Source organism: Kitasatospora sp. NBC_01287 (assembly GCF_026340565.1).
Classification (GTDB): domain Bacteria; phylum Actinomycetota; class Actinomycetes; order Streptomycetales; family Streptomycetaceae; genus Kitasatospora.
The window spans coordinates 193,066-219,810 of sequence record NZ_JAPEPB010000002.1 but is presented as its reverse complement, the minus strand read 5'-3'; the positions used below and the strand labels follow the sequence as shown (position 1 = coordinate 219,810).

The 26,745-nt window shown below is 69.7% G+C and carries 30 protein-coding genes; 11 read left to right on the top strand and 19 right to left on the bottom strand.

Going from position 1 to position 26,745, the window contains the following annotated elements; translation table 11 throughout:
• Nucleotides 1–50 precede the first annotated feature (50 nt).
• Nucleotides 51–707 carry a hypothetical protein gene (locus tag OG455_RS37800; protein ID WP_266290265.1) on the top strand — a complete coding sequence of 219 codons (657 nt, stop codon included), beginning with the start codon at nt 51–53 and terminating at the stop codon, nt 705–707.
• On the opposite strand, the gene OG455_RS37795 is transcribed toward OG455_RS37800, so the two are convergent.
• From OG455_RS37795 to OG455_RS37785, 3 genes are all read right to left on the bottom strand, one after another.
• Nucleotides 616–1,581, bottom strand: a complete 966-nt coding sequence (locus OG455_RS37795; RefSeq protein WP_266290267.1) for an IS5 family transposase — start codon at nt 1,579–1,581, stop codon at nt 616–618. The genes OG455_RS37800 and OG455_RS37795 overlap by 92 nt on opposite strands.
• 542 nt (nt 1,582–2,123) lie before the next feature.
• A complete protein-coding gene (locus OG455_RS37790) occupies nt 2,124–2,336 on the bottom strand; it encodes a cold shock domain-containing protein (protein ID WP_266301827.1) in 213 nt (70 codons plus the stop codon).
• A gap of 157 nt (nt 2,337–2,493) precedes the next feature.
• Nucleotides 2,494–2,991, bottom strand: a complete 498-nt coding sequence (locus OG455_RS37785; RefSeq protein WP_266301288.1) for a YidB family protein — start codon at nt 2,989–2,991, stop codon at nt 2,494–2,496.
• Between the two features lie 129 nt (nt 2,992–3,120).
• Between OG455_RS37785 and OG455_RS37780 the strand changes: the two genes are divergently transcribed.
• The 4 genes from OG455_RS37780 (at nt 3,121) to OG455_RS37765 (ending at nt 7,046) form a co-directional block, all read left to right on the top strand.
• Nucleotides 3,121–3,375, top strand: a complete 255-nt coding sequence (locus tag OG455_RS37780) for a hypothetical protein (RefSeq protein ID WP_266301287.1) — start codon at nt 3,121–3,123, stop codon at nt 3,373–3,375.
• The gene (locus OG455_RS37775; protein ID WP_323185666.1) at nt 3,372–5,507 is read left to right on the top strand and encodes an integrase; all 2,136 of its coding nucleotides are present in this window, start codon (nt 3,372–3,374) and stop codon (nt 5,505–5,507) included. The genes OG455_RS37780 and OG455_RS37775 overlap by 4 nt, the downstream gene beginning before the upstream one ends.
• Complete coding sequence (locus OG455_RS37770; RefSeq protein ID WP_266301286.1) at nt 5,504–5,908, top strand: hypothetical protein; 405 nt, start codon at nt 5,504–5,506, stop codon at nt 5,906–5,908. The genes OG455_RS37775 and OG455_RS37770 overlap by 4 nt, the downstream gene beginning before the upstream one ends.
• Before the next feature lie 658 nt (nt 5,909–6,566).
• Nucleotides 6,567–7,046, top strand: a complete 480-nt coding sequence (locus OG455_RS37765; RefSeq protein WP_266301285.1) for an EF-hand domain-containing protein — start codon at nt 6,567–6,569, stop codon at nt 7,044–7,046.
• A 139-nt stretch (nt 7,047–7,185) separates the two neighbouring features.
• Here the strand turns inward: OG455_RS37765 and OG455_RS37760 are convergent, their stop codons facing one another.
• Nucleotides 7,186–7,917 carry a chitin binding peritrophin-A domain-containing protein gene (locus OG455_RS37760; RefSeq protein ID WP_266301284.1) on the bottom strand — a complete coding sequence of 244 codons (732 nt, stop codon included), beginning with the start codon at nt 7,915–7,917 and terminating at the stop codon, nt 7,186–7,188.
• 303 nt (nt 7,918–8,220) lie between these two features.
• Between OG455_RS37760 and OG455_RS37755 the strand changes: the two genes are divergently transcribed.
• Both OG455_RS37755 and OG455_RS37750 read left to right on the top strand, forming a co-directional pair.
• Nucleotides 8,221–9,564, top strand: coding sequence for a hypothetical protein (locus tag OG455_RS37755; RefSeq protein WP_266301283.1), 1,344 nt, complete (start codon nt 8,221–8,223; stop codon nt 9,562–9,564).
• A 285-nt stretch (nt 9,565–9,849) separates the two neighbouring features.
• Entirely contained in the window at nt 9,850–10,245 is a 396-nt protein-coding gene (locus tag OG455_RS37750; protein WP_266301282.1) for a hypothetical protein, read from the top strand.
• A 410-nt stretch (nt 10,246–10,655) separates the two neighbouring features.
• On the opposite strand, the gene OG455_RS37745 is transcribed toward OG455_RS37750, so the two are convergent.
• Complete coding sequence (locus OG455_RS37745; protein ID WP_323185665.1) at nt 10,656–11,105, bottom strand: YidB family protein; 450 nt, start codon at nt 11,103–11,105, stop codon at nt 10,656–10,658.
• 150 nt (nt 11,106–11,255) lie between these two features.
• On the opposite strand from OG455_RS37745, the gene OG455_RS37740 reads away from it, so the two are divergent.
• Both OG455_RS37740 and OG455_RS37735 read left to right on the top strand, forming a co-directional pair.
• Nucleotides 11,256–12,029, top strand: a complete 774-nt coding sequence (locus OG455_RS37740; RefSeq protein WP_266301281.1) for an XRE family transcriptional regulator — start codon at nt 11,256–11,258, stop codon at nt 12,027–12,029.
• Nucleotides 12,013–12,486 carry an NUDIX hydrolase gene (locus tag OG455_RS37735; RefSeq protein WP_266301280.1) on the top strand — a complete coding sequence of 158 codons (474 nt, stop codon included), beginning with the start codon at nt 12,013–12,015 and terminating at the stop codon, nt 12,484–12,486. The genes OG455_RS37740 and OG455_RS37735 overlap by 17 nt, the downstream gene beginning before the upstream one ends.
• Here the strand turns inward: OG455_RS37735 and OG455_RS37730 are convergent.
• The 12 genes from OG455_RS37730 to OG455_RS37675 form a co-directional block, all read right to left on the bottom strand.
• Complete coding sequence (locus tag OG455_RS37730; protein ID WP_266301279.1) at nt 12,474–13,040, bottom strand: HD domain-containing protein; 567 nt, start codon at nt 13,038–13,040, stop codon at nt 12,474–12,476. The two genes, OG455_RS37735 and OG455_RS37730, sit on opposite strands and share 13 nt — an antisense overlap.
• Nucleotides 13,041–13,416: 376 nt before the next feature.
• Nucleotides 13,417–13,791, bottom strand: a complete 375-nt coding sequence (locus tag OG455_RS37725; RefSeq protein ID WP_266301278.1) for a hypothetical protein — start codon at nt 13,789–13,791, stop codon at nt 13,417–13,419.
• 108 nt (nt 13,792–13,899) lie between these two features.
• Nucleotides 13,900–15,207 (bottom strand): serine hydrolase, encoded by a 1,308-nt coding sequence (locus OG455_RS37720; protein WP_266301277.1) that lies wholly within the window; start codon nt 15,205–15,207, stop codon nt 13,900–13,902.
• Nucleotides 15,204–16,103, bottom strand: a complete 900-nt coding sequence (locus OG455_RS37715; protein ID WP_266301276.1) for an HEXXH motif-containing putative peptide modification protein — start codon at nt 16,101–16,103, stop codon at nt 15,204–15,206. Before OG455_RS37715 ends, OG455_RS37720 begins: the two co-directional genes overlap by 4 nt.
• Before the next feature lie 110 nt (nt 16,104–16,213).
• Nucleotides 16,214–16,345 carry a hypothetical protein gene (locus OG455_RS37710; RefSeq protein ID WP_266301275.1) on the bottom strand — a complete coding sequence of 44 codons (132 nt, stop codon included), beginning with the start codon at nt 16,343–16,345 and terminating at the stop codon, nt 16,214–16,216.
• A 107-nt stretch (nt 16,346–16,452) separates the two neighbouring features.
• Nucleotides 16,453–17,319: a protein kinase gene (locus OG455_RS37705; RefSeq protein ID WP_266301274.1), complete on the bottom strand. Its 867-nt coding sequence runs from the start codon at nt 17,317–17,319 to the stop codon at nt 16,453–16,455.
• A gap of 12 nt (nt 17,320–17,331) precedes the next feature.
• Complete coding sequence (locus OG455_RS37700) at nt 17,332–17,964, bottom strand: AAA family ATPase (protein WP_323185664.1); 633 nt, start codon at nt 17,962–17,964, stop codon at nt 17,332–17,334.
• A 5-nt stretch (nt 17,965–17,969) separates the two neighbouring features.
• Entirely contained in the window at nt 17,970–18,701 is a 732-nt protein-coding gene (locus OG455_RS37695) for a hypothetical protein (RefSeq protein ID WP_266301273.1), read from the bottom strand.
• Nucleotides 18,698–19,327 (bottom strand): hypothetical protein, encoded by a 630-nt coding sequence (locus OG455_RS37690; RefSeq protein WP_266301272.1) that lies wholly within the window; start codon nt 19,325–19,327, stop codon nt 18,698–18,700. Before OG455_RS37690 ends, OG455_RS37695 begins: the two co-directional genes overlap by 4 nt.
• Nucleotides 19,327–21,204, bottom strand: coding sequence for a radical SAM protein (locus OG455_RS37685; protein ID WP_266301271.1), 1,878 nt, complete (start codon nt 21,202–21,204; stop codon nt 19,327–19,329). Before OG455_RS37685 ends, OG455_RS37690 begins: the two co-directional genes overlap by 1 nt.
• 32 nt (nt 21,205–21,236) lie before the next feature.
• A complete protein-coding gene (locus OG455_RS37680) occupies nt 21,237–21,671 on the bottom strand; it encodes an NUDIX domain-containing protein (RefSeq protein WP_266301270.1) in 435 nt (144 codons plus the stop codon).
• Nucleotides 21,672–21,853: 182 nt separating this feature from the next.
• Nucleotides 21,854–22,057 (bottom strand): hypothetical protein, encoded by a 204-nt coding sequence (locus tag OG455_RS37675; RefSeq protein ID WP_266301269.1) that lies wholly within the window; start codon nt 22,055–22,057, stop codon nt 21,854–21,856.
• Between OG455_RS37675 and OG455_RS37670 the strand changes: the two genes are divergently transcribed.
• Nucleotides 22,056–22,910, top strand: a complete 855-nt coding sequence (locus OG455_RS37670) for a hypothetical protein (RefSeq protein WP_266301268.1) — start codon at nt 22,056–22,058, stop codon at nt 22,908–22,910. The two genes, OG455_RS37675 and OG455_RS37670, sit on opposite strands and share 2 nt — an antisense overlap.
• Here OG455_RS37670 and OG455_RS37665 read toward each other — a convergent pair.
• Both OG455_RS37665 and OG455_RS37660 read right to left on the bottom strand, forming a co-directional pair.
• Nucleotides 22,898–23,755, bottom strand: coding sequence for an aldo/keto reductase (locus tag OG455_RS37665; RefSeq protein WP_266301267.1), 858 nt, complete (start codon nt 23,753–23,755; stop codon nt 22,898–22,900). The genes OG455_RS37670 and OG455_RS37665 overlap by 13 nt on opposite strands.
• On the bottom strand, nt 23,689–24,900 hold the full coding sequence (locus OG455_RS37660; RefSeq protein WP_266301266.1) for a cupin domain-containing protein: 1,212 nt from the start codon (nt 24,898–24,900) through the stop codon (nt 23,689–23,691). The genes OG455_RS37665 and OG455_RS37660 overlap by 67 nt, the downstream gene beginning before the upstream one ends.
• A gap of 720 nt (nt 24,901–25,620) precedes the next feature.
• On the opposite strand from OG455_RS37660, the gene OG455_RS37655 reads away from it, so the two are divergent.
• Nucleotides 25,621–26,700 carry an NAD-dependent epimerase/dehydratase family protein gene (locus OG455_RS37655; protein ID WP_266301265.1) on the top strand — a complete coding sequence of 360 codons (1,080 nt, stop codon included), beginning with the start codon at nt 25,621–25,623 and terminating at the stop codon, nt 26,698–26,700.
• Nucleotides 26,701–26,745 lie beyond the last annotated feature (45 nt).

Here is a 26,745-nt window from a genome sequence, read left to right as displayed (position 1 = left end):
TCAGGGCAGCCAGCTGACGGTTGGTTGGGTCGGTGGTGGAGGTGTCGTTCGTGCCGTCGGTGATTGCGTTGCTGGAGCGTCGTGAGGCGCGGGCCCGGGAAGAGTTGGATGCCTGGCAGGAGCTGCTGCGCGAGGCCCAGGAGCAGGTGGCTGTCCATCAGGAGCGGTTGGAGTGTGCGCGGATCGGCCGGGAGGAGGTGCTGCGTGCGCTGGCGGAGGAGGCCGAGGCCGTGATGGTGCAGCCGCTGACTGCGGTGACGCCCACCGCTCGCGCGCTGGCGCCGGTGACGGCACCGCAAGTGCCGCCGCAGCCGCCGCACGAGGCGGGGGACGGCGTGCCGGAGCCGGCAGTGCCCGCGGTGCCTTCGGTCCTGCGGACGGGTTACGATCCGCGGCCGCCTGCGTGGCAGCCGGGCCTGGGCGTGGAGGTGCTGGCCGGGGCCTATCGGCAGGTCTTCGATGTGGTCGCGGGTGCGGGTGCCCCGGTGGCGGTCAAGGCGTTGACTGTCGCGCTGGGGCGGGACGCAGAGCGGCTGAAGGAGATCGAGAAGGTCCGTCACCGGGCCTATGCGCTGCAGGCCAGGGGCTGGCTGGGGCGGGTGCCGGGCGGGTTGTTCATCCCCGCGCCGGGCCCGGCGCGGGGAGCCGGTGCGGGCGGAACTCGGGCCAGTGCAGGCGCTGGCGGGCCATCCGCCGGCCGAGGGTGATCGAGGCGGCCCACCACACCATCTGCACGTGGTGGTCGTCGCGGCGCTCGTGGTCGCGGTTCAGGCGCCGCGAGCGCGAGAGCCAGCCGAGCGTGCGCTCCACCACCCACCTGCGCGCCAGTACCCTGAACCCCTTGGTTCCGTCGGTGCGCTTGACCACCTCCACTCTCACCCCGTGCGCGGCGAAGGCGTCGGCCAGTTCCTGGCCCTGGTAGGCGGAGTCCGTCCACACGAGTTCGAGCAGCCGTCCGGGCTCGGCCATGAATGCCTCGAGCAACTCCGGGGCGGCCTTGGAGTCGTGCACGTTGGCCGCGGTGACGGTGACCTCCAGCAGCAGTCCGCCGGTGTCGGTCAGGACGTGGCGCTTGCGCCCGTCGCGCAGCTTGCCGCCGTCGAAGCCGCGTGAGGTGGCCGGACAGGTCTCCGAGCCGTCCACGGACTGAGAGTCGATGATGCCCGCGCTCGGCTCCGTCGCCTTGCCCTGCTTCTTGCGCTCGGTGCGGCGCAAGCGCTGGTAGAGCTCGCGGATGTAGCCGTGGCGGCGCCAGCGGCGGAAGAAGTCGTACACCGCCCGCCAGAAGGGGTAGTCCGCAGGCAGATTGCGCCACTTGACGCCATTGTCGACCAGATAGCGCACCGCGTCGATCACCCCCCGGTGGCAGTGCGCCTCAGGGCGTCCGCCCTTCCCCTCCAGCCAGGCGGGCATCGGCATCGCGCCGCGGATCACCGCCCATTCGGCGTCCGTCATGTCGCTGTCGTAGCGCGGCGCGCGGTGCCCCTCCCCGATCGCCCCGTACAGGTGCACGTAGCAGTCACACCCCGGAGTGAGCGCAGTGGACTCGCCGGCACCGGGAGTGCTGAACTGGTTGGGCAACGGGCCTCCTCGGGCGAAAGCGGTCTCGACAACCAGCTCTCTACCAAGGGGCCCGTTGCTTCACGCCCAAGCGGTCACGGGCACCTGCGTGCGAACGCTCACCCTCCCCACCTGCAAACCTCGAACGCCGCACGGTTCACCACAACGCTCTCAGTCAGGGGTGCGTTACGGTGTGGCATGAGGGCCTTTCTGGCGCTGGGGTAGATGTCGCAATCCACACCTGGCCAGAAGGCCCTCACTCATTTCAAGATCTGCCAGCCGTGAGCCCTGTCACCAACCTCCGTGGTCAGTACAGCTAGAGCCCGAAGGTGCCCTACCCCGGCGCTCGCACGGCCGCAAGCTCCCCCTGCGGTCCCGACCGGACCGCTGACATGGTTGTCCCTGCTGCAAAGCTGCCGGGACAACCATGTCAGGCCGCGATGCCGAGCTCCTTGCGGGTCCAGTGAGGACTCCGCGACCTGCGGCTCGCGGCGCCAGGGGGTGAGAGCGGTGCTGACTCGCGGACGTGATCCTTCGCCCGGCTGGACTTGGACGAGTGGAACTCAGATGGCGACGACGTTTACGGCGCTCGGTCCCTTCTGGCCCTGCTCGACCGAGAACTCGACTTTCTGGCCCTCCTCCAGGGTCTTGTAGTCGTTGCCTTGGATCGCTGAGAAGTGGACGAACACGTCCTTGCTCCCGTCAGCTGGCGAGATGAAGCCGAAGCCCTTCCCTGCGTCGAACCACTTGACCAGACCCGTCTTCTTGTCCGACACGTGCTGCCCCTCGCTGGTGTCCACGGCCCGGCCCTGAGTGACCGAACCAGGACGATCATGCCCAGTCGGCGGATGGCAACACAGCCGATCAGCGAGATTGCCAACAACATCCCATCCGGGCGACTCAGGGGAACCTGGAGCGAGACGCTGAGGGCTTCTAGCCCTGGCCCACTTCCTGCGTGAACTGCAGGATGATGAACTCGGCGGGTCGCACCGCGGCCATCCCGATCCGGGCGGTGGGCACCGCGAACGGGGCGTTGTTCTCGAACTCGGTGAACGCCTGGTTGAACACCTCAGGGTCGCTCGTGATCTGCCCGTCGGGGGAGATCTGGTCGATCAGCACCGGCAGCTGCTCGGCCACATAGTCCGCGAGTTCTCCGGTGTCGGCCCCGGTCTTCTCGGCAACCTCAGCAAGGGTGTCCTGGCCGAGGATCGTGATGACCTCGGAGGACGTGAGCGGCTCGTTGGCCTCCGTCCCAACCCAGGACTGCACGTTGGCCGATCGAATCCCCGGGAGGTCAAGCCTGTGCATCTCCTGCAGCATCCTGGTGGACTCCTTCAGCGCGCCCTCGGTGACCATGCTCAGGGAGATCCCGTCGATTTCTCGGCTCGGGGAGAGCGCGTCGATCGAATTCCTAGATGCCTGCTCCGACATAAATGTCTCCTAGTCAGTCTGACCGGCCACGCCGGATCTGTAGTCGGAGACTAGCAACGCGTGATCTTCGCCCGGGGCACTTCTAGCCAATCCGTCCCCCAAGGTCACCTCAGATCTCAACACGTTGACTTGACAGGGAACGAGAACGCCCACGTCCACCCGGGCCACCACGCCCGCCTGGCCCACCTGCACCAGCAGTTGAGCAGTCTGCGCTCCGTCCTGCCCGATGACGTCTGGCACAGCACCTGGGACCAGCACCAGCAGCGCCTGGAACACCTGCGCGACAAAGTCGGCCCCGCGATCTGGCAGGCCGCCGCGGCACGCGCCAACGACACCGACCGCGTCTTGGTCGACCTCCTGCTGAAAGGCGACCTGAACCCGTGACCACAGCCCTGGAGGTGGATCCCTACCTGTTGCCCATGCCGCGCCCGGACAGCCCGGTCGTCCTGGCCCGCTGGATCTCCGCCGGCAACACCCACCCCGCCTCGGCCTACCGCGACCCCCGCTGGAGCCTGGGTCCGCTCATTGACAACCCCAGCAAATCGATCGAGGGCCTGCACTGGAAGAACTGCCCGCAGGAGTTCCAGGACCAGCTGCGCCTGATCGCCTGGACGATGATCAACGGCGAGCTGCGGCCAACCCACCTGCGCAACCGGGCACGGGCGGCGCGGGGCCGGGTCTCCCCGGGGCGGATGCTGGCCACCGCACGCCTGTGGATGAGGCTGGCCCGGTGGCTTCGCGAGCGCGGCATCACCGACCTGGGCCACTGCACGGCGGACCTGTGGCGCGAGTACGGCGCCACGCTGCTGGCCGCGGGCCGGTCCCGTGCCCGCGTGGAGACGTTGCTGGTCCAGCTGACCAGCCTGTGGGCGTTCGACCAGCTCAGCGCGCACCCGTGCGGGATCGCGCGGCCCCCCTGGGACGCGGAGGGAGCCGATGACTTCCTGCCCGCGGCCGGCGGCGCGGGATCAGGCGGGGAGAACAGCCGCGAACCGGTCACCGCCGAGGTCATGGGGCCGTTGCTGGTCTGGGCGATCCGGATGGTCGAGGACCTGTCCGAGGACATCCTCAACGCCTGGGCCGAGGCCCGCCGCCTGTCAGCCGCGGCCGCGGCTGGCCGCGCGAACGCGCAGGGCAAGGCCGCTCTGGAGCGGTACCTGCTGGCGCTGGTGCGCGACGGAGCCCCGGTGCCCGCGACCCGCAACTGCGGCGCCACCCGCTTCGCCGCCTCGTTCGTAGCGGCCACGACCGGCGCGAGCGTGCAGCAGGTGCACCGGGCCGCCGCCCGCTACGACCTGCCTCGCCTGGCCGCCGAGCGTCCGGGGCCGTGCGTGCTGGGCACCGCGGTGACCGGCCGAATCGCGGGCCGTCCCTGGTGCGAGCACCTGGACTTCCACCAGGCCGCCGCGCTGATGCGGCACCTGGGCACCGCCGCCGCGCTCACCTGCCTGTACCTGACCGGCATGCGCGTCGAGGAGGCCCTGGGCATGCGCTCGGGATGCTGCCCCGATCCACAGCCCGACGCCGACGGCCGCACCGGCCGGCACCTGATCCGCAGCCGGCACTACAAGACCGTCGTCGACCAGGACGGCTACCACGTCTCCGGCGGCGCCGAGCGCGACCTGCCTTGGGTGGCCATCACCCCAGTCGTGCGAGCCATCCGCGTCCTGGAACGCATCGTCCCCAACGGCGCGCTGCTGTTCGACGCACGCACCCACGACTTCGCGGGATCCCGCTCCTACACCGGCTCCCTCAAACCCACCTCGCTGCGCCGGCGGATCGAGGACTTCACCGCGTGGGCGAACCTGACCGCCGCCGCGCACGGCCTGACCGACCAGGCCATCCCCGCCGATCCGCACGGCGCGGTGGCCCCGGCCCGCCTGCGCCGCACCCTGGCCTGGCACATCGCCCGCCGCCCCGGCGGCCTGGTCGCTCTCGCCATCCAGTACGGCCACCTACGCACGATGCTCGACACCCGCACCGCTAACGGATATGGCTCGCGTTCACGCAACGGCCTGCACAGCGTCCTGGACATCGAGACCGCGCTGAGTGCCGCCGAGACGGCCGCCGGGCTGCGGGACCGCATCCTCGCCGGCGAGAGGATCTCCGGGGTGGCCGCCCGACAGGCACTTCTGGCCGCCCACGACACCCCGCACTTCGAGGGACGCCTGGTCAAACCCACATTCGCCGCCCGGTTCCTGGCCCGCGACGGCGCCGTGCTCCACGACAACCCCGACGCCTACCTGATCTGCGTCTACCGGCGCGACACGGCACTGTGTGCGCGCACCCCCCGCGACACCGCCCCCACCCTCAACGCCTGCGTGCCGGGCTGCAGCAACGCCGTCCGCACCGACACCCACGCATACGGCCTACGGGAGCGAGCCCGCAGCATCGACCAGGTCGCCGCCCACGCCCCGCCCGGCGTGCGCGACCGCCTGCACCGCACCGCCGAGCGGCTGCGCGCCGCCGCGGACACCCACGACCACAACGCCTTCACCCCCGGGAGTGACACGTGACCAGCCAGTCCGGCGACGAGCGGAACCGCATCCGCGCCGCCATCGACCGACTGCTGGATGAGAGGCCCATCCGGTCCGATGGCGCACTGACCGTCGTGTCCCTCGCCGTCGAGGCCGACGTCAACCGCATGGCACGGCTGAAGCGCCACGCCGACCTGAAGAACGAGTTCTACGAACGCGTCCGCAACGAACGCCACCAGACACCTGAGACCGAGAAGCGCCTGCGTAAAACCGTCACTGAGCTGAAGAAGACGATCACGGAACAGAACAAGGACATCCGGGACCTCCGGGCCCTGGTCACCCACCTCACCCTTGCCAGCGCCGCCCTCACCGAGGAGGCCCGCAACGCACACAGCACGTCGCCCACCAACCTGGTCCCCATGCGCCCGCCCCACCGTTGAGGCCTCGCCGCGGCCCCGCACGAAGAACTTCCGAGCGGGCGTGGATCGGCCTGACGCCTCGTCAAGAGCCTTTATGGCCCGCTGCCGGGGCGGCGCCTGCGAAGACTTCGTGCAGCCTCGCTGAACGCCCGTCCCACAACACACAGGAGCCTCCGAGCCGCCCACCCGGCTCGAAGAACCGTCGCCCTGCGAACCGCTACGACGTGGGCCTGCTCCTGGCCACCGGCGAGCCCTACCGCAGACCGGCCCACCACGGGTCCATGACCCGGGCAAGGGCCTGCTGGACGTCGCGCTCGCGGTAGCCCTTGCTGACCGCCGCCCCGGCCTTCACTGACCGCCAGGATTCCGGGGTGCGCCCACCTACCAGCGGTCGCGCCCTGAGGCGATGAGCATCGTTGTGGTCTTGGAGCTGGACGAACTCCTCGCGGCGCGCCACATCGAAGTGGTTCAACGCGGAGAAGGGGTACTGCCTCCTCGGCGGGCCAGGGCTACCGGTCACCGGGCTCGGCGTCTTCGTCCACCGCGTCCCGGCCCGTGCAGCGCGCGCACCGTTCACCCGATCGGGTGAACATGACAAGAAGTGCGGGCTCGTCGACGGTCACGGGCATAGATTCCCCGGCGAAAGCGACCGCACTGTCTGCACAGAAGGCTGACGACCATGAGCGATTACAAGGTTAGGACCCTCGAACTGTTCGACCGGCTCGACGTCGACAGAAGTGGCTACATCAACGCCAGTGACCTGACGGGCGCTGCCGCGGGGCGGAGCGTGTTGATCACGGGGATCATCGAGGCCGCCGACGCGAACAAGGACGGCAAGGTGTCCAGGGAGGAGATGCTCAACCACGTGGAGAGGGCGATGGTCGGGCGGAGCCCGGACACGCTCCCCGAGTACCTCCGCAAATTCACGGCCGGGGCCTTCACGCTCATGGACGCTGACAGGACTGGCACGGTCAGCAAGGCCGAGTTCGAGCAGTACCTGAAGGCTCGCAACACCCCCGCCGCGGACGAGTTCGCATGGCTCGACCGCGACCGCGACGGATCCATCACCCTCGACGATCTTCACATCGCGGCCTTCACCTTCTTCAACTCCCCGATCGACTGCCCGAGGAACTGGCTCCTCGCCGCGGCCTCCGCCTGACGGTGAGGATGTAGGTGGCACCGGACGGGGGTCTGACCCCTCGCTCGACCGACGCTCCGTCTGTCCGGGTGGCGTGCCACCTATACCGCCGGCTCTACCGCGGTGCGGTCTGCGAGCCGGCGGCGTCGGTGATCGGGGGTCAGCAGATGACGACGCTGCCGGTCACGGCGGTGCACGTCAGGCTGGTGTCGGGGATCGGGGTGGCGGCGGGCGGGTCGGTGGCCACGACGTGGGCGGTCACGGTCTGCGAGCCGAGGTCCAGCAGGCCGGCCTGGAGGGTGAAGGTGGAGGCGGGGAAGCCGTTCGCGGCTGGGTAGACCATGCAGTCCACCTGGCCGGGCGTGTAGTGGAAGCAGTCCTGCCCGCCGACCCAGGACAGGCCGGCCGGGTAGCTGAACTGGATGTGGGCAGCGGTGTGCGGCTGCGGGCTGGTGATCGCGATGCTGTAGTTGATCTGCCCGCCCAGGTCGATACCGGCAGCCGGGCGGGTGGTGCGGGTGGCGCGGACGGTGTTGGGGGCCGCGCCGGAGGCGGCGGGCCCGGCAGTGTCGGAGAACTGGTCGGCGATCGGATAGGGATTGCCAGCGTTCTCGGGCCAGTCACAGACCTTGATCGTGTCGTTGAAGTGCAGGATCGACGGACACTTGAAGTGATAGGCGTTTCCCCAGGAGCACTGGTAGAACGCTCCGGCATCGGACTCGTCCGGGTACAGGTCACCGTGGCTGTGGCCGTCGCACCCGTCGGCAGCGGCGATGCGCGGCACGGCGGTGTGGACGGTGGCCGCGGCGCTGGATCCGGTGGCCGCGGCCGCGCTCAGGGCGGTGCTCGCCAGCAGCACGGCCATTCGGCGACGAGTCGAGATCGGGGGCATTGCGGCTCCTTCGTCAGAGGGGAAGGCAGGGTGACTGCCCGTCAGGTCCTACCGGATTCATCTGTCATGTAAACGTCAATGGCCGGTGCAGAACGCTCGCTTCTGGCTGGGTAACAGGGCGGACCGGTATCCAACCGCCCGGTGCTCACCCTTGATCACCACCCCCTTGTCCTGCTGTCCGGCAGGAGGCTGTCCAGGGCTTCTGATACTGACTGTAAATGATCTGTTGCCGTCGGTGTCCGGCGGGGAGGATGGGGGCGCGCCGTCCGGCGTGGTGTTTCCCTGTGAGCCGTTGGAGGGCCGATGTCCGACATCGTCGAGGTTTCGCGGAGCGAGAGTCTGGAGCGGTTGCGTGCGCAGTTGCAGGGTCGCCCGTTCGGGTCCGCCCGTGCGCAGGCGCGGCCCGCGCCGCCGCGTGCGGCGAACCTGTTGTACGGGGTGATGCTGCGCGGCGCGGCCCGTCTGGATGCGGGACTGCCGTTGACCGACCTCGAGGAGCGGATGCTCGCGTTCCTACGCGTGGTGCTCTCCGAGGACGAGGTCCGCGAGTTCGGCCGTGTCTGGCGGGAGCCGGAATCGGTCGAGCACGCCTCGGCGCTGTTCCCCGACACGTTGACCACGCGCGGCATCGACCAGGGCTACGCGTTGGCGGACCTGGCGAAGGACCTGCCTGGCCTGCGCGCCGACATGCCGGACCAGCCCAACGTCAACGTCGTCGACCTGGCCTCCTTCGACCGGGAGGCCGAGGTGAGCAGCCGGGAGTTCGCTGCTGCCGCCGCGGCGTACGGCTACGGCCTCACCCTGGTGACGGACTCCACGGCCGCGGCCCGGGAACGGGCGGCCGCTCCCCAACCGGAGAACGTCCTGGTTGAGTTGAAGTCGTTCAGGTGCAACCAGCTGTCCGACGAGTGGAGCGCCTCCGACGAGATCTACTGGAGCACGGCCGCCGCCGCGGATCTGGGCAACAAGAGGCACGACATCACCCGCGTCTACGAGAACGTCAAGCGGGACCAGACGGTGACGATGGACGCCGGCACCGTGTTGTTCAACGGCATGGTCGACAGGTTCCTCAGCGTCGACATCACCTGCTGGGAGCAGGACCACAGTCCTGACGCCTGGTACGAGAAGATGAAAGAGGTCCTGCAGGATATCTCGGGGTTCCTGCAGTACCTGTCCCAGACGATGAAGGACGTCGCGGGCTATCTGCCCTTGCCGGACTACCACGACATGATGGACTACCTCGAGATCGCCAACATGATCATCCTGGCCTTTGCCGGGCTGATCAAGTTGTTCACCAACCACGACGACAAGGTGTGCGAGCACACCATGGTCTTTGACCGCCCCGCGTTGGGGACGTGGGCCAACGACCGTGACCCCATCTGGAGGTTCTCGTTCGACGGCGGCAAGGAGGGTTACTACACCCTCAACGCCCAGTGTGTCAGCGCCATCAACTCCCGGCCCCGCGTGATGAGCGCGCCCGTCGGCACGGGCGCGCCCCTGTGGGGGCCGCCGGCCACGCTCCCCAGTGGCTCCCTGTCCGGCGGCCCGGCCCTGGCAGCCGGCCCCGGCGACATGCTGCACTGCATGGTTAACGGTTTCGGCGGCAGCGGCAGTCTGTGGTACGCCCGCCTGACCGGCGCGACCTAGAGCCCGTTCACGCCGGGCCCCGCCGGTACCACCCTCCACCGGCCGGCCCTGGCTGTCGCCCGCGGCGGCGTCCTGCACTGCGTCTTCAACCAGAACAACACCCTGCACCACAGCAGGCTCGTCGACGGGACGTGGACCACCCCCCAGCCGGTCACCTGGGCGGGCCTGGCCGCGGGCAGCGCATTCGGAGCACCCGCCCTTGCCGCCGACGGCCCCGACCTGGCCTGTGTGGTCCTGGGCCGCAACGACACCCTCTACACGGGACTGCTCCAAGGAACCACGTGGGTGGGCGTGGGAGCACTGGGCGCCTCGACCGCCGCAGCCGATCCCGCTCTGGTCAAAGAGACCAAGGGCTTGGTCTGCGTGTACCGCGTCAGGGGCAGCAACCAGATCCGGTCGGCCGACTACGACTCCTTCAGGACCATCTGGAAGGAACCGGTCCAACTCCCCGGCACCACCACCGCCGCGCCGGCCCTGGGCACGTACGGGTCGCAAACGGTCTGCGTCGTCCGCGCCTCAGGCGCCTCCGAGAAGCTCTACTGGTCCACACGCCCCAACGGCTCCACAACATGGAGCGCGTTCACCGAGATCCCCGACGTCACCAGCGCCGACGCCCCGGCCTTGGCCGAGCAGTTCAACACAGGAACCCCCAACCGCCTGTACTGCCTCTACCGAGGCTGAGACACACCGCGGGGGCGGCCGCCGTCGGCCGCCCCCGCCCCCCGTCCTGTGGCTGCTCCCGGTACTGCCGCCACAACCCCGCCCGGTTCCGGGTTCCTGTACGGTGCCGCCCGGACTCGAAGGCGCTGAGCCAGGCCCGCCCGCAGGCGGGGCCGAAGTGCCGCGACTACCTCCAGCGCGCCGTGTGCGCGAGATATCCAGCAAGCTCCACTGGCGACCTCTGGGTAGGTGAACTCCACCTGTCGCAGCAGATCGAACAGGCTGGGCCGTCCGCCAGCCGTGCCCGGCGCATCAACAGGTCGCCGGCCGCCGCTCGCTGAGCAAGATCGCTGACCGCGCCCTTGAAGCTCTCGTCCCAGGCCACTCACAACGACCGGTGGGGTGGCACCAGCGCGGGATGCAGCTGGCTGCTAGCCCTGGGCCACTTCCTGCGTGAACTGCAGGATGATGAATTCGGCGGGTCGCACGGCGGCCATCCCGATCCGGGCGGTGGGCACCGTGAATGGGGCGTTGCTCTCGAACTTAGTAAGCGCCTGGTCGAGGACCTCGGGGTCCGTGGTGACCTGGCCGTCCGGGGAGATCTGGTCGATCAGCACCGGCAGTTGCTCGGCCAGGTAGTCCGCGAGCGCTCCGCTGTCGGCCCCGGTCTTCTCGGCGACGTCGGCGAGTGTGTCATCACCGAGGATCGTGACGACCTCAGGGGACGTAAGCGGATCGTTGGTTCCCGTGCCGACCCAGGACTGCACGTTGGCCGATCGGATCCTCTGAAGGTTGTTGGTGACCTCTTTCAGGGCGCCCTCGGTGGTCTGGGCAAGGGAGATCGCATCGTTCGAGTTCCTGGAGGCCTGCGGCGACGACATTGCTGTCTCCTAGTCAGTTCCGATGTACCAGACACCCTGGTCTGTAGTCGGAGACTAGCAATCCGTGATCGTCGTCGGAGCGGCTTCGAGCCAATCAACCCCGTTGAGCCGCCGCGGAATCTGAACACATTGACTTGACAGGGAACCACTGTGAACGAGCGATTGCGCTCCGCACTTGCCCAGCGCGGTGTCCCTCCTGAGGAACTCGCGACGGTCTGCGAGGTGGACCCCAAGACTGTGACCCGCTGGTTAGGCGGTCGAGTGCCCCATGCGCGTCACCGGTGGAGCGTCGCGCACCACCTGAAGGTGGACGAGTCCTTTATCTGGCCGGAGACCCGGCACGTAGTGGGGCAATCACCTGGGAATGGGGCTGGCCTCGTAGCCACATACCCCGACCGGGCCAGCGTCCCACGGGAGATTTGGCTCTCCCTTCTCCTGGAGAGCGTGACGCAGATCGACGTGCTGGTGTTCTCGGGGACGTTCTTCGCCCAGTCGAACCCGCGGATCGCGACGATGCTTGCCCAGCGCGCGGCGGCCGGGGTGAAGGTCCGGCTGTGCTTCGGTGACCCGCAGGGCCGCGCCGTGGCGATCCGCGGACGGGAGGAGGGCATCGGGGACGCGCTTGCCGCGAAGGTCCGCGCCTCGCTCACCTACTACCGGCCCCTTCTGGGCACGCCCGGCTGCGAGATCCGCCTGCACGACACCACCCTGTACAACTCGCTGTTCCGCTACGACAACGACCTGCTGGTCAACCCGCACGTCTGGGGGCAGCCGGCGTCCGCCAACCCGCTGCTGCACCTTCAGAAGGACAGCGGGTTGGGCTGGTTCGACGGCTACGCTTCGAGCTTCGACGCGGTCTGGGACTCCGCCCGGCCGTGGACCGACGACGCAGAGGGGGCCCAGTCGCATGCCCGGCAGGACTGAGTACTACGGCGATCCGGCGGCACCGGCGGCCAACTCGTTGGTACCCGCGAGCAACCTGCTCGTTCAAAACGAGGACGGCGCGATCCTTCTGCAGCGCCGGCGCGACACCGGGCAGTGGGCACTGCCAGGCGGCAAGCAGGACATCGGCGAGTCCGCCGCCGACTGCGCCGTGCGGGAGTGCCAGGAGGAGACCGGAATCAAGGCGGAGATCACCGGCTTCCTCGGGGTGTACTCCAACCCCGCACACATCGTCGTCTACAGCAGCAACGGCGAAGCCCGCCAGCAGTTCGAAGTCGTCTATATCGGCCGACCGGTCGGTGGCACGCCCACGATCAACGACGAGGCCGACGGCGTGCTCTGGGTGCGGCCGGGCGACCTGGACGACTACGACATCCACCCGAGCATGCGCCAGCAGATCGGCCACTACCTCCGCGGCCAGTACCCCTACCTCGGCTGAACCCCCGCAGCGGCCGCACGCTCCTCCGTACGGGCCACGGCAGCGCGGATCAGCGGCTCGGCCCGGCGGATGAACCGCCCCACGATGCTGTCACCGCCGTAGCGGCCGACGATCTCCGCGACACGCTGCCGCGAGGTGGTCGGCGAGCCGTCGGGCGTCGTGGTCATGTCGCAGTAGACCAGCGAGTCCACCAGCACCTGGTCCTCGGACAACGGGAACTCCAGCTCCAGGAGAGGCCGCAGCCCGCGCTCCTCGGCCTCCAGCAGCGCGAACGAGTGGTTGGCGACCAGCCGGGTCAGACGGTCGTCCACGCCGTGGGAGTCGCGCAGGAACCGGGCACCGTCCAACGGGTGGAAGCCCGTGGTGGCGAGCCGAGGCGCGTAACCGACATCGTGCAGCACCGCCGCCCCGGCCAGAAGTGCGGCGTCCGGCCCGAGAGCCGGGGCAAGGCGCTCAGCCTGCCGAGCCACCCCCTGGGAATGCGCCCACCGCCGGGGCAGGCTCGCCGCCAGTTCCTGTTCCGCGATCCGTTCCGCCCACCCGGGCACAAGCATGCTCACGATCATGACCTTTCAGTCGAGGCGTATGGCGCGGTCGATGTAGCCGGACCTGGCGGACGATTCATGCCGTGGTGCGGGACGGGGCGGCTCGAGATACCCGAAGCTGGTGCACAGATCGAGGACTACGTCGAAGGAGCCAGACAGCGAGGTTCGCACGTCACCCTGAGCGAGGTGGCCTTCGGGTTGTGCACGCTAGCCTGAGCGATTTGTTCGGCGCAACCGCCGTTCAGGGCCACAAGAGCCACCTCCTCGACCGCGAGTTGTGGGAGACCTGGGCAGCCGGTTCCGGACTGCTGTGGAACCTCATCGAGGACGTCCCCGCGGCGAAGCGGCAGCCCTCTGACGACGGCCGACACCGCCTGCAGAGCACTCACGCCCGCCGAAGAAACCCGGGGCGGCGGTGCCTGCCCCGGCGCGGTTGATCGGTCTCCGCGGCCGGCGCCGGTTCGGCACTGGCTTGCCCGGCCTCCGGGATAGGCTCGGCCAGTTCGTCGCCGAGGAACACGGACTTCCAGACCCGCTCCTGGAGTCCGGCGATGCACGGGCCGCAGGCGAACATCGGCGCGTGCATTCCCGTAACGGTGGCCGGACCGATCCACAGGACGCGGGTCCACTGCTGACCGCAATATAGCCAACAGACCCCGTCGACCCAGGGGTTTCCGTCGTCGGGTTGCGCGGGCGTGGGAAGGCCGCCCTGGGCGAACTCGGCGATGCCAGGGATCACGAGCACGTCTACGTCGAGCACTTGGAGGTTCTCCGGTCGGTGACCACACAGTGGTGGTCGGGGTGTGGACACGGCGGGGATCTCGCTGCGGCCCGTGGCCGGGGCGATCGGCTGCGGGCTGCGTCGTCGTCAGGGCGGCCGCAGGCGGACGTAGGCCAGACCGGGCGCCCGGTCGAGGTCGAGGGTGAAGCCGTCGATGTCATCCGTGTCGCCGGTCAGGGTGAGGGTGTAGCCGTTGCCCGCCCAGGTGGTGGACCCGGCCTGGGCCAGGCGGTCCTGCGTACCGCGGCGCCACAGGTGGAGCGTGTCGCCGGTGCGGGTGAGCCGCAGGGCTCCCGGCACCTGGTCACAAGTGAAGTGGCCGAGTTCGCGGCGGAGCCGTCCGTCGTCGTCCTCGCGGCCGTCGGCGGCGGTTTTGGCCAGCCGTCGCGTGTGCCCGGCCGCCAGGGGTATCAGCTCTTCCAGGTCCTGGCCGGGGTGCTCGGCGAGTTCGCGGAGCACGGCGGTGGTGGCGTGGTCGGCGGCCAGGTCGGTGGTGTTGGCCAGGCAGACGATCCGCAGCCCGTCGCGGGTGAGATGGGTGGCGGCGGAGAAGCCGTGCTCATGGCCGTAGTGGAAGACGGCGGTGTGTCCGGGGCGAGGGTCGGCGTAGAGGCCGGGCCCGTACAGGTACGGCTGGTGGTCGGCTGTCCGGTAGCCGAGCACTTCCTCCCAGGGCAGCGGGTTGTTGTCGTGCTGCCACATCTGGTGGAGGTGGCCGAGCCAGCGGTCGAGGTCACCAGTGGTGGTGAAGAGGGTGCCGGGGCCGGGCAGGGCGACGGGGGTCTGGGTGTGCTGCCAGCCGTCCCGGGTGGGCCGGTAGGCGGCTGCGGCGCCGGGGACGACTTGGCGGGGGTCGGCTCTGAAGAGGGTGGCGTGCATGCCGAGCGGGTCAAAGATCCGATGGCGGGCGAGGTCGGCCAGCGTGGTGCAGTGGACGGTTGCGAGGAGTTCGGCGAGCAGGAGGTAGTTGGTGTTGCTGTAGAGGAACTGTCCTTCGGGGACGGCGCGTTCGCGTTGGCGGTAGGCGAGGGTTCGCAGGTCGTCGGCGGTGTAGTGGTCGAGGTCGCGCAGTCCGGCGAGGGAGAGCAGGGATTCGGCGTCGCGCAGGCCGGAGGTGTGGGTGATCAGGTCGGCGATGGTCACGTCGGTGAGCTTCAGGCGGGGCAGCAGGTCGGCGGCCGGCTGGTGGAGTTGGACCAGGTTGTCGCGGGTCGCGAGTAGGACCAGGTGGGCGGTGATCTGCTTGGCGACGGAGCCGGTGTTGAAGGCGGTGCCGGGCCCGATCGGGACGTGGTGCTCGACGCTGGCCAGACCGGTGTGCCAGCAGGCGGGTTCCTGGCCAGGGAGGTGGACAAGCAGGGTGAGGCCCGGGGCGCTCGGGCGTTCGGCGCTCACAGGGTGAGCGCCTGGCGGTGGACGGCGGCCAGCCGCTCGCGCAGGGCCTCGTCGCCGACCAGTTCGAGCGCGCGCGGGTGGTCGGCGGCGGTGGTGGCGAGGTGACCGCGCTGCTGGTCGAGGTAGGCGGTCAGGAAGCGCTGCACGTCGCCTTCGGTGTGCTCCAGGACGCGGGCGGTGTAGAGCATGGTGAGGGGGAAGGCCCAGCAGGCGTGGAGGAACCCGAAGGCGGGCCGCATGCTCTGCTTCCACGGGGAGTGGAAGGCCACCTGGTCGTCGATCTTGCAGCCGGTGGCAGTGAGGGCGTCGTTCAGCCAGTTGTGGCCGGCTTCGTGGATGAGGTCGCGGGCCAGGACGACGGGGTCGCCGACGTGGTCGAGGAAGACGGTGCCGGGCAGGCGGGTGATGGTCCAGCTGTCGAGGGTGTCGTCGAGCTGCTTGGTCCGTAGCAGGACCACCACGACGGCGTGGGCGGTCAGCAGGGTGCCGAAGCCGGTGTCGGCGGCGGTGGCGAACGCGTCGGCCGCCAGGGTCCGAAGGCCGAGCGGTGCGGGTTCGGTGCCTGGGCCGAGCACGTAGTACGGGGTCTCGGAGATCGGGGAGCGGGGCAGGTCGGTGAGGTCGGGGGCGACGACGACGCGTGGGCCGATGGTGGTGGGGGTGGCGATGTCGGCGCGCGGGTTGGCGGTGTACCAGTCGAAGGTGGCCCGCTCGCCGGAGCGGGCGGCGCTCTCGGCGCCTTCGAGAGTGTGGTGGGCGAGGCAGTAGTCGGCGGCGGAGCCCACGGCCGAGGGCGGGGGCTGGGTGTCGGGGCTGAGGATCGTGTGGATCTTGCGGGTGCGCTCGCGGTGCAGGCGGGTGGTCGGCGGGAAGTCGAAGAGGCCGGGGTTGTCCACGTGTGGGCTCCTGTTCGGGTGAGGGGTGGCCCGGGGCCGGGCCCGCCGCGGTCGGGTCCGGCCCCGGGTCGTTACCGTCGGCGTTCAGCGCGCCGGACGGTTACGGGTGTTCAGGCGGTGGCGGGCTCGGCGGTCGGCCAGCCCTCGGCGGAGACGCTGGAGGTGTGGGCGGTGGTGCGGACGTCCTCGTCCTCGCCTCGCAGGTCCTCGACGGCGTCCAGGAACTCGGAGATGCGGTCCATGGCGGTGGTTCCCTTCTGGTTGGTCCGGATGGTTGTGCGTGATGCCCTTCGCGTCGGTTCTCGGGCACCGGGCGGTGATCTCGCCCTGGGCACGGTGGCCTCCCCGGTCAGTGCTGGGTGGTGCGGGCGGCGGCGCGGAGTGCGGAAGCGAGGTCGCTCATGCCGGGGCGGTCGCCGGGCTGGTCGGCGAGCGCGGCGACGACCAGGGTCCGCAGCACCGCGGGGATGAGGGTGAGGTTGGCGTGGCCGCCGAGGCGGGGGATGTCCGCGCACAGGTAGCGGTAGATCAGGACGGCGAGGCTGAACACGTCGGCGGCGGCGGTGGCTTGGTGGTAGCCGGTGATGTACTCGGGCGGCCAGTGGACCTCGGGGCTCCGGTGCTCGGGTCCGCGCTCGGTGGCCAGGCGGCGGGCGGCGCCGAGGTCGGTGATTAGCCCGCGGCCCTGGTGGATGAGGATGTTTTCCTGGTAGACGTCCCGGTGGACGATGCCGCGCTTGTGCAGGGTGAGCAGGCCGTCGGCGACGTCGGCGAGGATGTCCAGGCCCTCGTCGGTGTCCTTGCAGGAGGCCATGAAGGTGCGGAAGTTCCCGCCGTCGCAGAGCGGCATGGTGTACCAGTCGAACCGCTCGCCGCGGCCCTGGTCGAGCAGGGGGACGACGTGGTCGGCGCCGACGGCGGCCCGGGTGAGGTCGGCCTCGTGGCGGAAGTCCTCCCGGGCCAGGGCCCGTTCGGCGTCGGTCATCTGCGCGTACCAGTAGAAGCCGTAGGCGGCGGGCCGCTGGTCGGCGGGGAGTTCGGCCAGGACGTGGTTGCTGCCGAAGCCGGCCTTCAGCACGACGGGCTGCTGGCCGGGGCGGTGGGCGGTGACCAGGGTGCTGGCGCGGGTGAACGCGAGCAGGTCGCTCACCTGCCAGCCGTCCGTGCTGAGCTGGTCGAGGACCCAGGCGGCGGGGTGGAGGGGGTGAAGGTTCATCAGCTCGCTTCCTCAGGTCGCGGATGGGCGGGTGGAGCCGTTCAGGTGGGCGAGGCTGTCGGCGGCCAGCTGGTCGAGGTCGGCCTTGGTGGTGCAGGGCCGCTGCCAGACCTCGAGGCCGGTGCAGCGGGTCCAGGCGGTGGCGGCCTGCGGGTAGAGGTCGGCGAGGCGGGTGGTGGCCTCGGGGCGGTCGGTGAAGCGCGGGGCGGTCTCGCGGCCGGCGAGCCGGGCCTGGCACAGCGCGGGGTCGGTGGTCAGCAGGACGGTCAGCTCCGGGCGGGCCCGCTGTTGCTCCGCGAGGCGCTTGACGTACTCGGCGACCGGGCGCTGGTGGACCAGTGCGAGCAGACAGGCCGTGGAGAGACTGAGCCGGTCGGCGAGGACCGGGCCCTGGGAGAGAGCGGGGGTGAGGTTGAACCGGGCGTGGAGGGTGAGGTCCCAGCAGGCCGCTTCGACGGCTTCTTCGGGGTCGTCGGCCGGCGCTCCGGCCCGCAGCCGCACCAGGGTGCGGGTGGCGGCGAGGGAGAGCCAGGAGAACTGGCCGGTGTGGTCGAGCGGGATGCCTTGGGTTCCGGCGTCGGCAAGGAGGCGGTCTCGCAGGGTGCTCTTTCCGGCGCCGGGTAGTCCTTCCAGGGCCATGAGCACGGGTGTCAGCTCCTTGGGTCCTCGGCGGCGAGCCAGCTGATGAACTTCGCGCACCGCCCGGCGGCGACCGGGAGGGTGCCGTGGGCGAGCTGAGAGCCGTACAGCAGCGCGGTGCCCGGAGCGGGATCGACCGACCAGCGGGTGCGGGGCATCTGCTGGAACCAGGTCGCGGAGTTGTCCGCGCCGTCGTGGGCCAGCCACATGCCCTCCATGTAGCCATTCACCGCCGCGTCGGGGGCTTGGCGGTACCAGAGCCGGTCGCTGGAGGCGGTCTCGACGTAGAAGTCGCCTCCGGCGTCGGCCTGGGTGATGACGACGCTGATGCCGGCGATCTGGCGGGGCCAGGCGAACGGGTCAGGGGCGATGCCGTCGAGGTGGCTGGTGATGTGCTGGCCCGGCCCGTACTCGACGTACGTCCACGGGCGGCACACGGTGATGGAGGGCATGACCCGGGCCAGGGCCGGGCGGGCGCGCTCGAAGGCGTCCTGGAGGACCTTCTCCGCAGCGGCGGGGATGCCGGGGATCTCGACGCGTCCGGCGGGCTCGTAGACGGCCATCGCCTGCTCGTGGCTGTGGCCGGGGATCTCGTGGATGGAGGTCTGGCGCTCGTCGCCGAAGCAGGTGGCGTCATCGCCGGCCAGGAGGTCGTGCATCAGGGTGGCGAGGTGGAGCCGCTCGGAGGGGGCGAGGAAGTTCTCGATGCTGGCGACGCCGACGGTCTCGGCTATGTGGATCACGGGGTGGGCCTCCTTGCTTCGAGGACGCGGCGGATGTCGTCAAGGTCGGTGCAGTGGTTGAGCCAGCTGACGACCGGGCTGCCGCCACCGGCCAGCGGGTCGCGCCACAGGGCGAGCAGTTCGCCGGTCAGCGGCAGCTCGTCCGCGGCGGGCAGCAGCCAGGCGCCCGCCGTCTCGCCCCCCTGGGCCGCGGGGCAGGGTGCGTGGTGCTGGTGGACGAAGATGCGGGTCAGACGGGTGGCGGCGGCCTCGCGGCACGCCTGCCGGGTGCGGCCGTTGGGCTCGGGCCGCCGGTAGGCGCGGTGTTCGGTGGCCAGCCACGCTTCGGCGATGGCGGCGGCGGAGCCTGCGACGCGGCACGTCGCACAGCAGTCCGGCCCGTGCGACGGGCACTGTCCGGTGTGGGCGCCGAGGGCGGTGGCGATCTCGTGGAGGACCGCCCACGCGGTGCCGGCCAGCAGCCCGTCCGCGTCCGGTCGTACGGCCCCCGGCGGGGTGCGGTGGTTGCAGCACGGCTGACTGCTGGTGTCGGCCGGGGCCACGGCGAGGGCGGGTTCGATGAACAGGGCGTGGAAGTAGGAGATCCGTCCGAGCAGTTGGTGGACGGTCACCTCGTCGCCGGGCATCACCCTGCCACCGCCCGGTCCTTGGCAGCCGGGGCCGGTAGCGGGCAGGAGCACCTGGTGCCCATCGGGTGCTCGGCGGTCAGCGCGTCGGCCAAAGCGCGGGCGGCGGTGTCCAGGTGGGCGAAGTAGGCGTTCCAGTCCTGCTGGTGGTCCGGGTGGAGGCTGAGGTCGAGGACCGGGGTGGTGGCGTGGGTGCTTTCGCAGGTCAGCTCGGAGCGGGCGACGCGGACCTCGATGCCGTCGGGCAGCACGGTGGCGGTGGCCGCGCGGCACAGGGCCGCGGCGGCGCGAGCGTACTCTTCGCGGTCGCGCAACAGAAGGCCGACCCGCAGTTCGGCGGGGGTCAGGTCCAGGCCGCTGTAGGGGTGGCCCTGGCAGCTGTCGTAGGTGATCAGGCCCCAGCCGGTGGTAAGGGCGTCGACCAGGGGCCAGACCCGGGGTTCGATCGCCTCGCACCACTTCGAGTGGGCGGGGTCGAGGTCGTCGGCCTCGTGGACGCCGGGCAGGCCGACGGTGTTGATGTTGCCGTGCTCGCTGGCGTGCAGCCTGACCTCGGCGCGGGTGGCTGCGGGGTTGTCCCAGCGGGTGGTGAAGGCGTTCACATCGCGCATGCTGTTCGGGGTACGGGGGTGCCAGCGAAGGGTCTGGCACCAGGCGCCTTCGGCGTGGGCGGGCTGGGCAAGGAGGGCGGCGATGCCGTCGATCATGCGCATCCGGTAGTCGCAGTAGGCGTCGCCGTCCGCAGCCGGGTCCTGGCGCCAGCGGGTGGCGATGCAGCCGCCGCCGCAGGTGCTGCGGTAGTCGCAGCTCGCGCACTTGGCCATCAGTGACTTGCCCTGGTTCAGCAGGAGGGAGCCCTGCTGAAGGCTGGCCAGCTCGTGCTGGCCGGTGATCTCGTCGAGCTGGGTCAGGCGGGCCTGGGGCCAAGGCAGTTCGTCGCAGCTGCCGAACCGGTTATCGGGGTAGAGGGTGAAGACGTGGTCGCACTTGAGGTCGGAAAAGTGGCAGAAGCCGCTGCCTAAGCCGCGCAGGCGCCGGATCGCGGAGACGGCCGGCTCCAGCTTGAGGCGGGTGAAGTGTCCGGCGCTGATCCAGTGGGCGGTGGCGGCCAGCACGAACTCGGCGTACTCGTCGGGGTGGATCGCCCACGCCGGGCCCTCGTCGCCCGCGAGGGCGGCCTGCTGGAGCAGGCGGCTGGCCGGGACGCGCCGGGCCCTGATCGCGGTGGAGCGGCGGATGGTGGTGTCGAAACAGGGCACGAAGCTGACCGCGTTGACCGCCGCGAACGCGGCGAGGTGGTCCAGGACCTCCTCGGCCCGGCCCAGCACGGCCGGGGTCACGGTGGTGATGACGCCGACCTTGCGGCCCCGCTCGGCCAGCAGCTCCAGGGCCGCCGCGACGCGCGGGTAAACGGGCTCGCCGTCGTAGCCGAGGCGCCAGGAGTTGCCCTGGGCGTCGCCGTCGAGGGAGACGCCGATCTGAAGGCCGGGGCAGAGCTCGTCGAACAGGTCGAGCCACTGCCCGTCGAGCTGGACGCCGTTGGTCTGCATCGACACCCGCACGACCTGCGGCTGAGCGGCGAGTTCGCGCAGGATCTCGGCGATCACCTCGCGGCCGGCGGTCAGCGGCTCCCCACCATGGAGCTCGACGGCGAGGGGACGGTGCCGGAAGAGCCGGGCCAGCTGTCCGATCTGGTCGGGGCTGATCCGGGCTCCGCCGGGCACCTCCTTGCGCTTCTCGTAGCAGTGGGGGCAGTCGATGTCACAGGTCTCCCCGCGCAGCTTGACGATCACCGAAACCGCCGTGCGGGTGTCCTCGGACTCCAGGCTCCGGTAGAGCTGGTCGATCGGATGGTGCTGTTCGGTGGTGCGGTGCATCGGCTGCCTTCCTTGCTGCCGTGAACAGGCTGTTAGTCGGACAGGCGTCCCAGCAGGGCGCCCTGGCCGGACTGGAGGATGTGCGCGGCCTCCAGCGGAATCCAGAAGCACTCGAAGCGGGTGGGCTCCTGCTCGCCGTCGTGGTCCTCCTGGCTCATCCACCGCTCCGGGGTGGGCTCGGTGAGCTCCAGGTGGAAGACGTGCCGGTGCTGGATCTCGAAGCGGTACGGGCTGATGTCGTACTCGGTCTCGCCGAGCTTGCGCACGATCTTGAAGTCGTTCAGGCCGGTCTCCTCCCGGGCCTCTCGCAGCGCGGCGGCCTCCGGGGCCTCCCCGGGGCGGATACTGCCGGCCGGGACCTGGATGCCGACCTCCTCGTAGCTGTAATCGGTGTGCCGGAACACCAGCAGCCGCCCGTCGCGCACGACGTAGACGAGCACCTTCTCCTTGGTGACCTTCTCTGGCATCGGAACAACCTCCACATGGTTGGGCATCACCGTCTGGAGCTCACGTGACCGCGGCTCCAGCCCCTGGGACCGGCGGGTGAGGCGGGGCCGGGGAGCCCGCAAGTCTAGAACCTCTGAGTGACCGTCAACTCTCGTTCTGCTGGCCCACACCATGACACTCGGACCATTGTTCGACAGACTGATCAGCTGGCTGTCATGGCCATCACCAACGACTCCTCAGAGGTGCCTTCGCCCTCGGCAGCGGAGTGGAGACTGAACCGGATCTCCTTGCCCCACGGGAGGAGATCGGTCTCCAGCTCGCCCTCCAGGCGGGTCTTCGATGCTGCAGCGGACGGCCCCTTCGCGGACGGCGTCACCTCCGGCTCCAGTGCTACGGTCGCTCGCATGACGCTCCCGATGTCCTCCGCCTCTGTCGACTTGCGGGTTGAGCCGGTTGACGAAGTTCTTGACCGTGTTGAGCAGGCTCTTCAGGCGCGCCTGGAGCGGGGAACGGTGGTGCGGAAGCGTCGCTCTGTCGGGGCGCGGACGCATCGCGACACGTGGGTCCGGATCGAACGGCGCCGACTCGACAGGATCGACGGCCAGGGCTGGAACGGCACCGAATGTGCGCAGGCGTTGACGGGAATCGCCAAGCCCATCTGGTGCGCGGGAATGGCCTGGTGGGATGAGTCCCACGCGGCGGTGTGGCGGGCCGACGAGACCAGCCTCCTACCGGGAAAACCGGTCGGCAGCAGCGTAGTTGCCGCCGACCCTGAGCTTCCTGATTCCTGGTGGCAAGCACTGAACTCCTCGCTGGATGCGCTGGCTGGGCAGCGCACGACGCGCGTTGCCACCCCGGACACCGTGACCATCACCCAGGCCGTCGTCACCGAGGCCATCCTCGCCGCCTTCCCCGGGGCAATCGAGACCGCCGTCACGCAGTGGGTGCCTGCCCATGCGGACCTGAACTGGGCGAACGTCACCGGCCCGCGTTTCTGCTTGTTCGACTGGGAGGACTGGGGGAACGCACCGCGAGGGCTGGACTCGGCCTCTCTGTGGGCCAGTTCGCTCGCTGTCCCGGCACTGGCCGACCGTGTACGCCGAGAGCGTCGCCACGAGCTGGAGAGTCGGGACGGCAAGCTGATGACGCTGTTCGTCTGCTCGAAGATCATCGGACCTGACGCCCATCCGGAGGATCCTCGGGTAGAGCCGGCTCGGCGCGAGGCCGCCCGAATCGTGGAGGAACTTCAAGCCGGTTGACGGCTCGCCCGGCCGAGCAGGAGGTCCCGATACTCGGACACCACCTGGTCATCCACCGGGCAGTCCAGGGCGGCGAGCAGCTCCCGAAGATGATCGGAATCGTCCGAGCCGACGGCCACACTGCCGACGCGGGGGAGGTGGTAGGCGGCCCGGAACGCTGCCTGCGGACGGGACAGTGAACTCCGAGGGTTCCGGAGGAAGACACGAGGATCGAGCTTCTCCCAGACGGGGTCTGTGGCGTCGCCCCCAAAGGGGCTCATGCCCCACATCGAATCGGCCGGCAAGCCCCACCGGGTGGCGAGGTCGTCGGCGGTATCCAGCGTCCTGATCCCGACCAGCAGGCCAGCACGGACCATGAGGACAGACGGCTTCGGGGCCGTCGGGTCGATCAGATTGGGAAGCGAGGACGGATCCCAGGACGAGATGCCCCAAGATCTGCACAACCCCTGAGCCGTGGCGTCATCGAGGGTGGCACATGCCTGGGCCAGCATGTCTCGGCCGTCCGGGGCTTCCCGTAGTGAGCGTTCCGGGTTGTGCAGGAAGACGAGGTCCGGAACTCGCCGAAGGTCCCGATTCGTCTGCTCCAGGGCGAGCCGTAGTCGGCCGGGGTCGAGAGAGTGCTCTGCTCTGCCGGTCCCCGGGAAGAATCCGACCTTGGTCGACAACGTGAGGTGCGGGAGGAGGTCGCCGCCGATCTCCGTTAGCCTCCTGTGCGCCCCGAAATCGCGGTAGTTGAAGCTCGTATCGATCGCTGTGATGCCCAGTTCCAGGGCGCTCGTCAGCAGCTGGCGTTCGTAACGAGACCGGTGTAGCCCGAGAACAACTCGGGGGTGAGGCTCGCGCACAGTTCTTCCTCCGTAAGGATCTTCGCCACGTCCTCAACTTCGTTGCCCACGAGGCGTGCTGCCTCGTCCAGCCTCACGGGCTGCCCACTGAGAAGCACGCGCAGAGCAGGCAGGGCCTTGGCGGCGAAGGTCAGCTTCTTCCCGGCCGCGCGAACGTCGACCGTCTTGCCGTTCTCCTCGATCGCGGGCGGGAAGTCGGTGATGCACACCGCGGCTTCCAACGGCCCGAAGACCTCCAGGAGCGGCACGTGCCGGGGTGCGATGGCCTCCCGTTCGCGGGCAGCCAGGTAGTCTTCTGGACTCCGCGAGGCGACGATGCGGGCGGCAGCAGCGGCAAGTTCCCGCTGCTGGCCCTCTCGTTCTTCGAGGGTGCCCCACCGGTCGAGGTCACGACGGAAGAGTTCGGACTCGCGGGACCAATCAGCCATCCAGGAAAGCCAGTTCACTCCGGTCCTCTTCGCGAAGCCGAGCGTCATGTGCATGCTCTGGCCTTGGCCGCGGCCGACACGGGACGCCTGGTGCCAGTAGCCGCGCGGAATGTGCATGACGTCGCCGGTCTTCATCGTGCCGGCCCAGACGACCTCATCGCTGGGCGTGTTGTTCCGGTCGGCGTCGCGGTACAGCGGAACTTGGCGTGAGGCTCCGCGCACCTCCCAGTCCTTCTCGCCGGCCAATTGGATGATCAGGACATCGTGGTCATCCCAGTGCAGGTCGAAGCCTGCGGCGTCGTTGGTGGTTAGGTAGATATTGACCTGGACGTTCTCCCGGGACCACCACTGCATGGCTCGACACGCCACCTCCATCGTCGGGTCGAAGACGTTCGCCTGGTCCAGGACGATCGTCGCGCCCTCGCGCAGGAGGCTGCCCAGCCGCCGCATGTCCGCCATCGGAATGCTCTGGCCCCTGAGCGAGATCTGCGGACTGAGGTAGGTCTTGGGGTGCAGCTCCTCGCCGCCGCGGAAGCAGCGGAACTGAGGGTTCGCCAGGCTGCGGCGCATCACCATGTCGAGAAGCCCCTGGGGGGTCAGCATCCGCCCCACCAGTTCGATGTCGCCGAGGCCGCCCCGAGCAAACTGCTTCCCGAGCAGCCCGGGGCCCTCCCACCCCAGAGCTTCCTCAACTGCACTCACCAGACGGTGCTTCACGGTCCCTCTCCTTCGGGTTAGTAGTGCGAGAGTGGGCGGAGGAGCCCAGCGAGTTGGGTCTGCCGGGTCCTCCGCCCCAGAGCGCCAGCCTGTTAGGCGGGGTTATTCAGGCCATCGCCGTCGGGCCAGGGGCCGTCACCCGAACTGCCCGTCCCGGGGTCGGATCGGTCGCCGTCGTGCCGGTCGTGGACGCTGGCCAGCACTTCTACGGCGACCAGAAGGCCGCGCCTGGCCGGGGTCGGCGGATTCTCGGGCACTGTTGTGCTCCTTCCACATCGGGTACTCCCGCCGGGGTTCCAGCGGGAAGTCTTGAGTGAGCGCGCGTCCAGCTGCCGGCGGCCAGCTCGGTTCAGAACAGGTCCGGCTGGCGCTGGGCCCTGATGGAGATTCTGATCAGTAACCGTCACCTGACGGTCCGTTGATGCTGGCGCTCGCTGCCGGGACGGCACGACCTCGTCTTGGGACGTCCCGGAGACGTCCCGGGACGATCCGGTCTCAGAAGGCGAACGATTCTGACCTTCGAGAGCGACCGAGTGATCTCTCAGCGTCACCACTCGTTCGGTCCCTTAGGATCTCGGGTGACGAGATATCGCCGCCAGATCAGCGACCACTCACGTTCTCGGTCGCCCGATCATCTACGTATCGGCGCAGTGTCACCGGCCCTCGTTTGCGCCCCCGCGCCTGGGGCACCTGCAGTGATTCCCGCCCTGAATGTCCGTCATGAGTAGCGACACCGCTGCCGGATTCGGCAAGATCTGGGCCATGAAGATTCTGATCATTGGCGGGACGTGGTTCCTCGGCAGAGCGGTCGTACGGGGCGCCCTCGACCGCGGCTGGGCAGTCACAACGTTCAACCGCGGCCGGTCAGGCCGGGATCTTCCTGGCGTGGAGGCAATCCACGGTGATCGAACCGATCCAGGAGACCTGGCTCGGTTGGCGTCCCATGGGCCCTGGGACGCGGTCATCGACACATCAGCGGGCGAACAGCCGCCCCGCACCGTGCTGGCCGGCGCGCAGACGTTGGAGCCTGTGGCTGAGCGGTATGCCTACATCTCGACGGCGTCGGTGTACGCCGGCTGGCCGGACCACCCTCTGAGCGTCGGGGACGAGCTCCTGGACGGGCCACCGGACGCTGACGAGGACTACGGCCGCAACCCCCCGGGGTGGCTGGGCCCGAACCTCCACTACGGCCGGCAGAAGGCCGGAGCCGAGCGCGCGGTGCTCGCCGCCTTCGGCGAGCACCGAAGCTGGATCGTGAGGCCCGGGGTCATTCTCGGGCCGGGCGAGTACGTCGGCCGACTTCCCTGGTGGCTGAACCGAGCTGAACGCGGTGGCCGGATCCTGGCGCCCGGCAAGCCGACCAAGGGCATCCAACCGGTCGACGTTCGCGACGTGGCCGAGTTCGCCCTCGACCTCGCGAATCGCCCCGGAGGCGGAGTGCACAACGCGACCGGCCCGATCGGCCGGGACACCATGGGCCAGCTCCTGCAGACATGCCTCGACGTCACTGCGAGCAGCGGGCAGCTCGAATGGGTTGGCGATGAAGTCCTACTGGACCACGGCGTGGAGCAGTGGACAGAACTCCCGCTGTGGCGCACCCACGAAGGGGTGTGGCTGATTGACTCGGGGAGCGCCTACGAGGCCGGGTTGGTCTGCCGGCCCTTGGCCGAGACGGTCACCGACACCTGGGCCTGGCTTCAATCGGGGCACCTTCCGGTGCCGCACCCGCGGGCCGCTGCCCACGGCATCGACCCTGTGAAGGAGGCGGCGATCCTGTCGGCCATTTCGCCTCGACCGTGAGGTGAGGGCGCCCGCTCGGCTCTACCGGACGAGCGCCCTCCAGCC

Coding starts and splice junctions, on each gene's coding strand:
- OG455_RS37705 (WP_266301274.1), bottom strand. CDS start 17,319: ATGAACCTTCACCCCCTCCACCCCGCCGCCTGGGTCCTCGACCAGCTC.
- OG455_RS37745 (WP_323185665.1), bottom strand. CDS start 11,105: ATGTCGTCGCCGCAGGCCTCCAGGAACTCGAACGATGCGATCTCCCTT.
- OG455_RS37765 (WP_266301285.1), top strand. CDS start 6,567: ATGAGCGATTACAAGGTTAGGACCCTCGAACTGTTCGACCGGCTCGAC.
- OG455_RS37710 (WP_266301275.1), bottom strand. CDS start 16,345: ATGGACCGCATCTCCGAGTTCCTGGACGCCGTCGAGGACCTGCGAGGC.
- OG455_RS37735 (WP_266301280.1), top strand. CDS start 12,013: ATGCCCGGCAGGACTGAGTACTACGGCGATCCGGCGGCACCGGCGGCC.
- OG455_RS37760 (WP_266301284.1), bottom strand. CDS start 7,917: ATGCCCCCGATCTCGACTCGTCGCCGAATGGCCGTGCTGCTGGCGAGC.
- OG455_RS37730 (WP_266301279.1), bottom strand. CDS start 13,040: ATGCTTGTGCCCGGGTGGGCGGAACGGATCGCGGAACAGGAACTGGCG.
- OG455_RS37685 (WP_266301271.1), bottom strand. CDS start 21,204: ATGCACCGCACCACCGAACAGCACCATCCGATCGACCAGCTCTACCGG.
- OG455_RS37670 (WP_266301268.1), top strand. CDS start 22,056: ATGACGCTCCCGATGTCCTCCGCCTCTGTCGACTTGCGGGTTGAGCCG.
- OG455_RS37655 (WP_266301265.1), top strand. CDS start 25,621: ATGAGTAGCGACACCGCTGCCGGATTCGGCAAGATCTGGGCCATGAAG.
- OG455_RS37785 (WP_266301288.1), bottom strand. CDS start 2,991: ATGTCGGAGCAGGCATCTAGGAATTCGATCGACGCGCTCTCCCCGAGC.
- OG455_RS37690 (WP_266301272.1), bottom strand. CDS start 19,327: ATGCCCGGCGACGAGGTGACCGTCCACCAACTGCTCGGACGGATCTCC.
- OG455_RS37755 (WP_266301283.1), top strand. CDS start 8,221: ATGTCCGACATCGTCGAGGTTTCGCGGAGCGAGAGTCTGGAGCGGTTG.
- OG455_RS37680 (WP_266301270.1), bottom strand. CDS start 21,671: ATGCCAGAGAAGGTCACCAAGGAGAAGGTGCTCGTCTACGTCGTGCGC.
- OG455_RS37675 (WP_266301269.1), bottom strand. CDS start 22,057: ATGCGAGCGACCGTAGCACTGGAGCCGGAGGTGACGCCGTCCGCGAAG.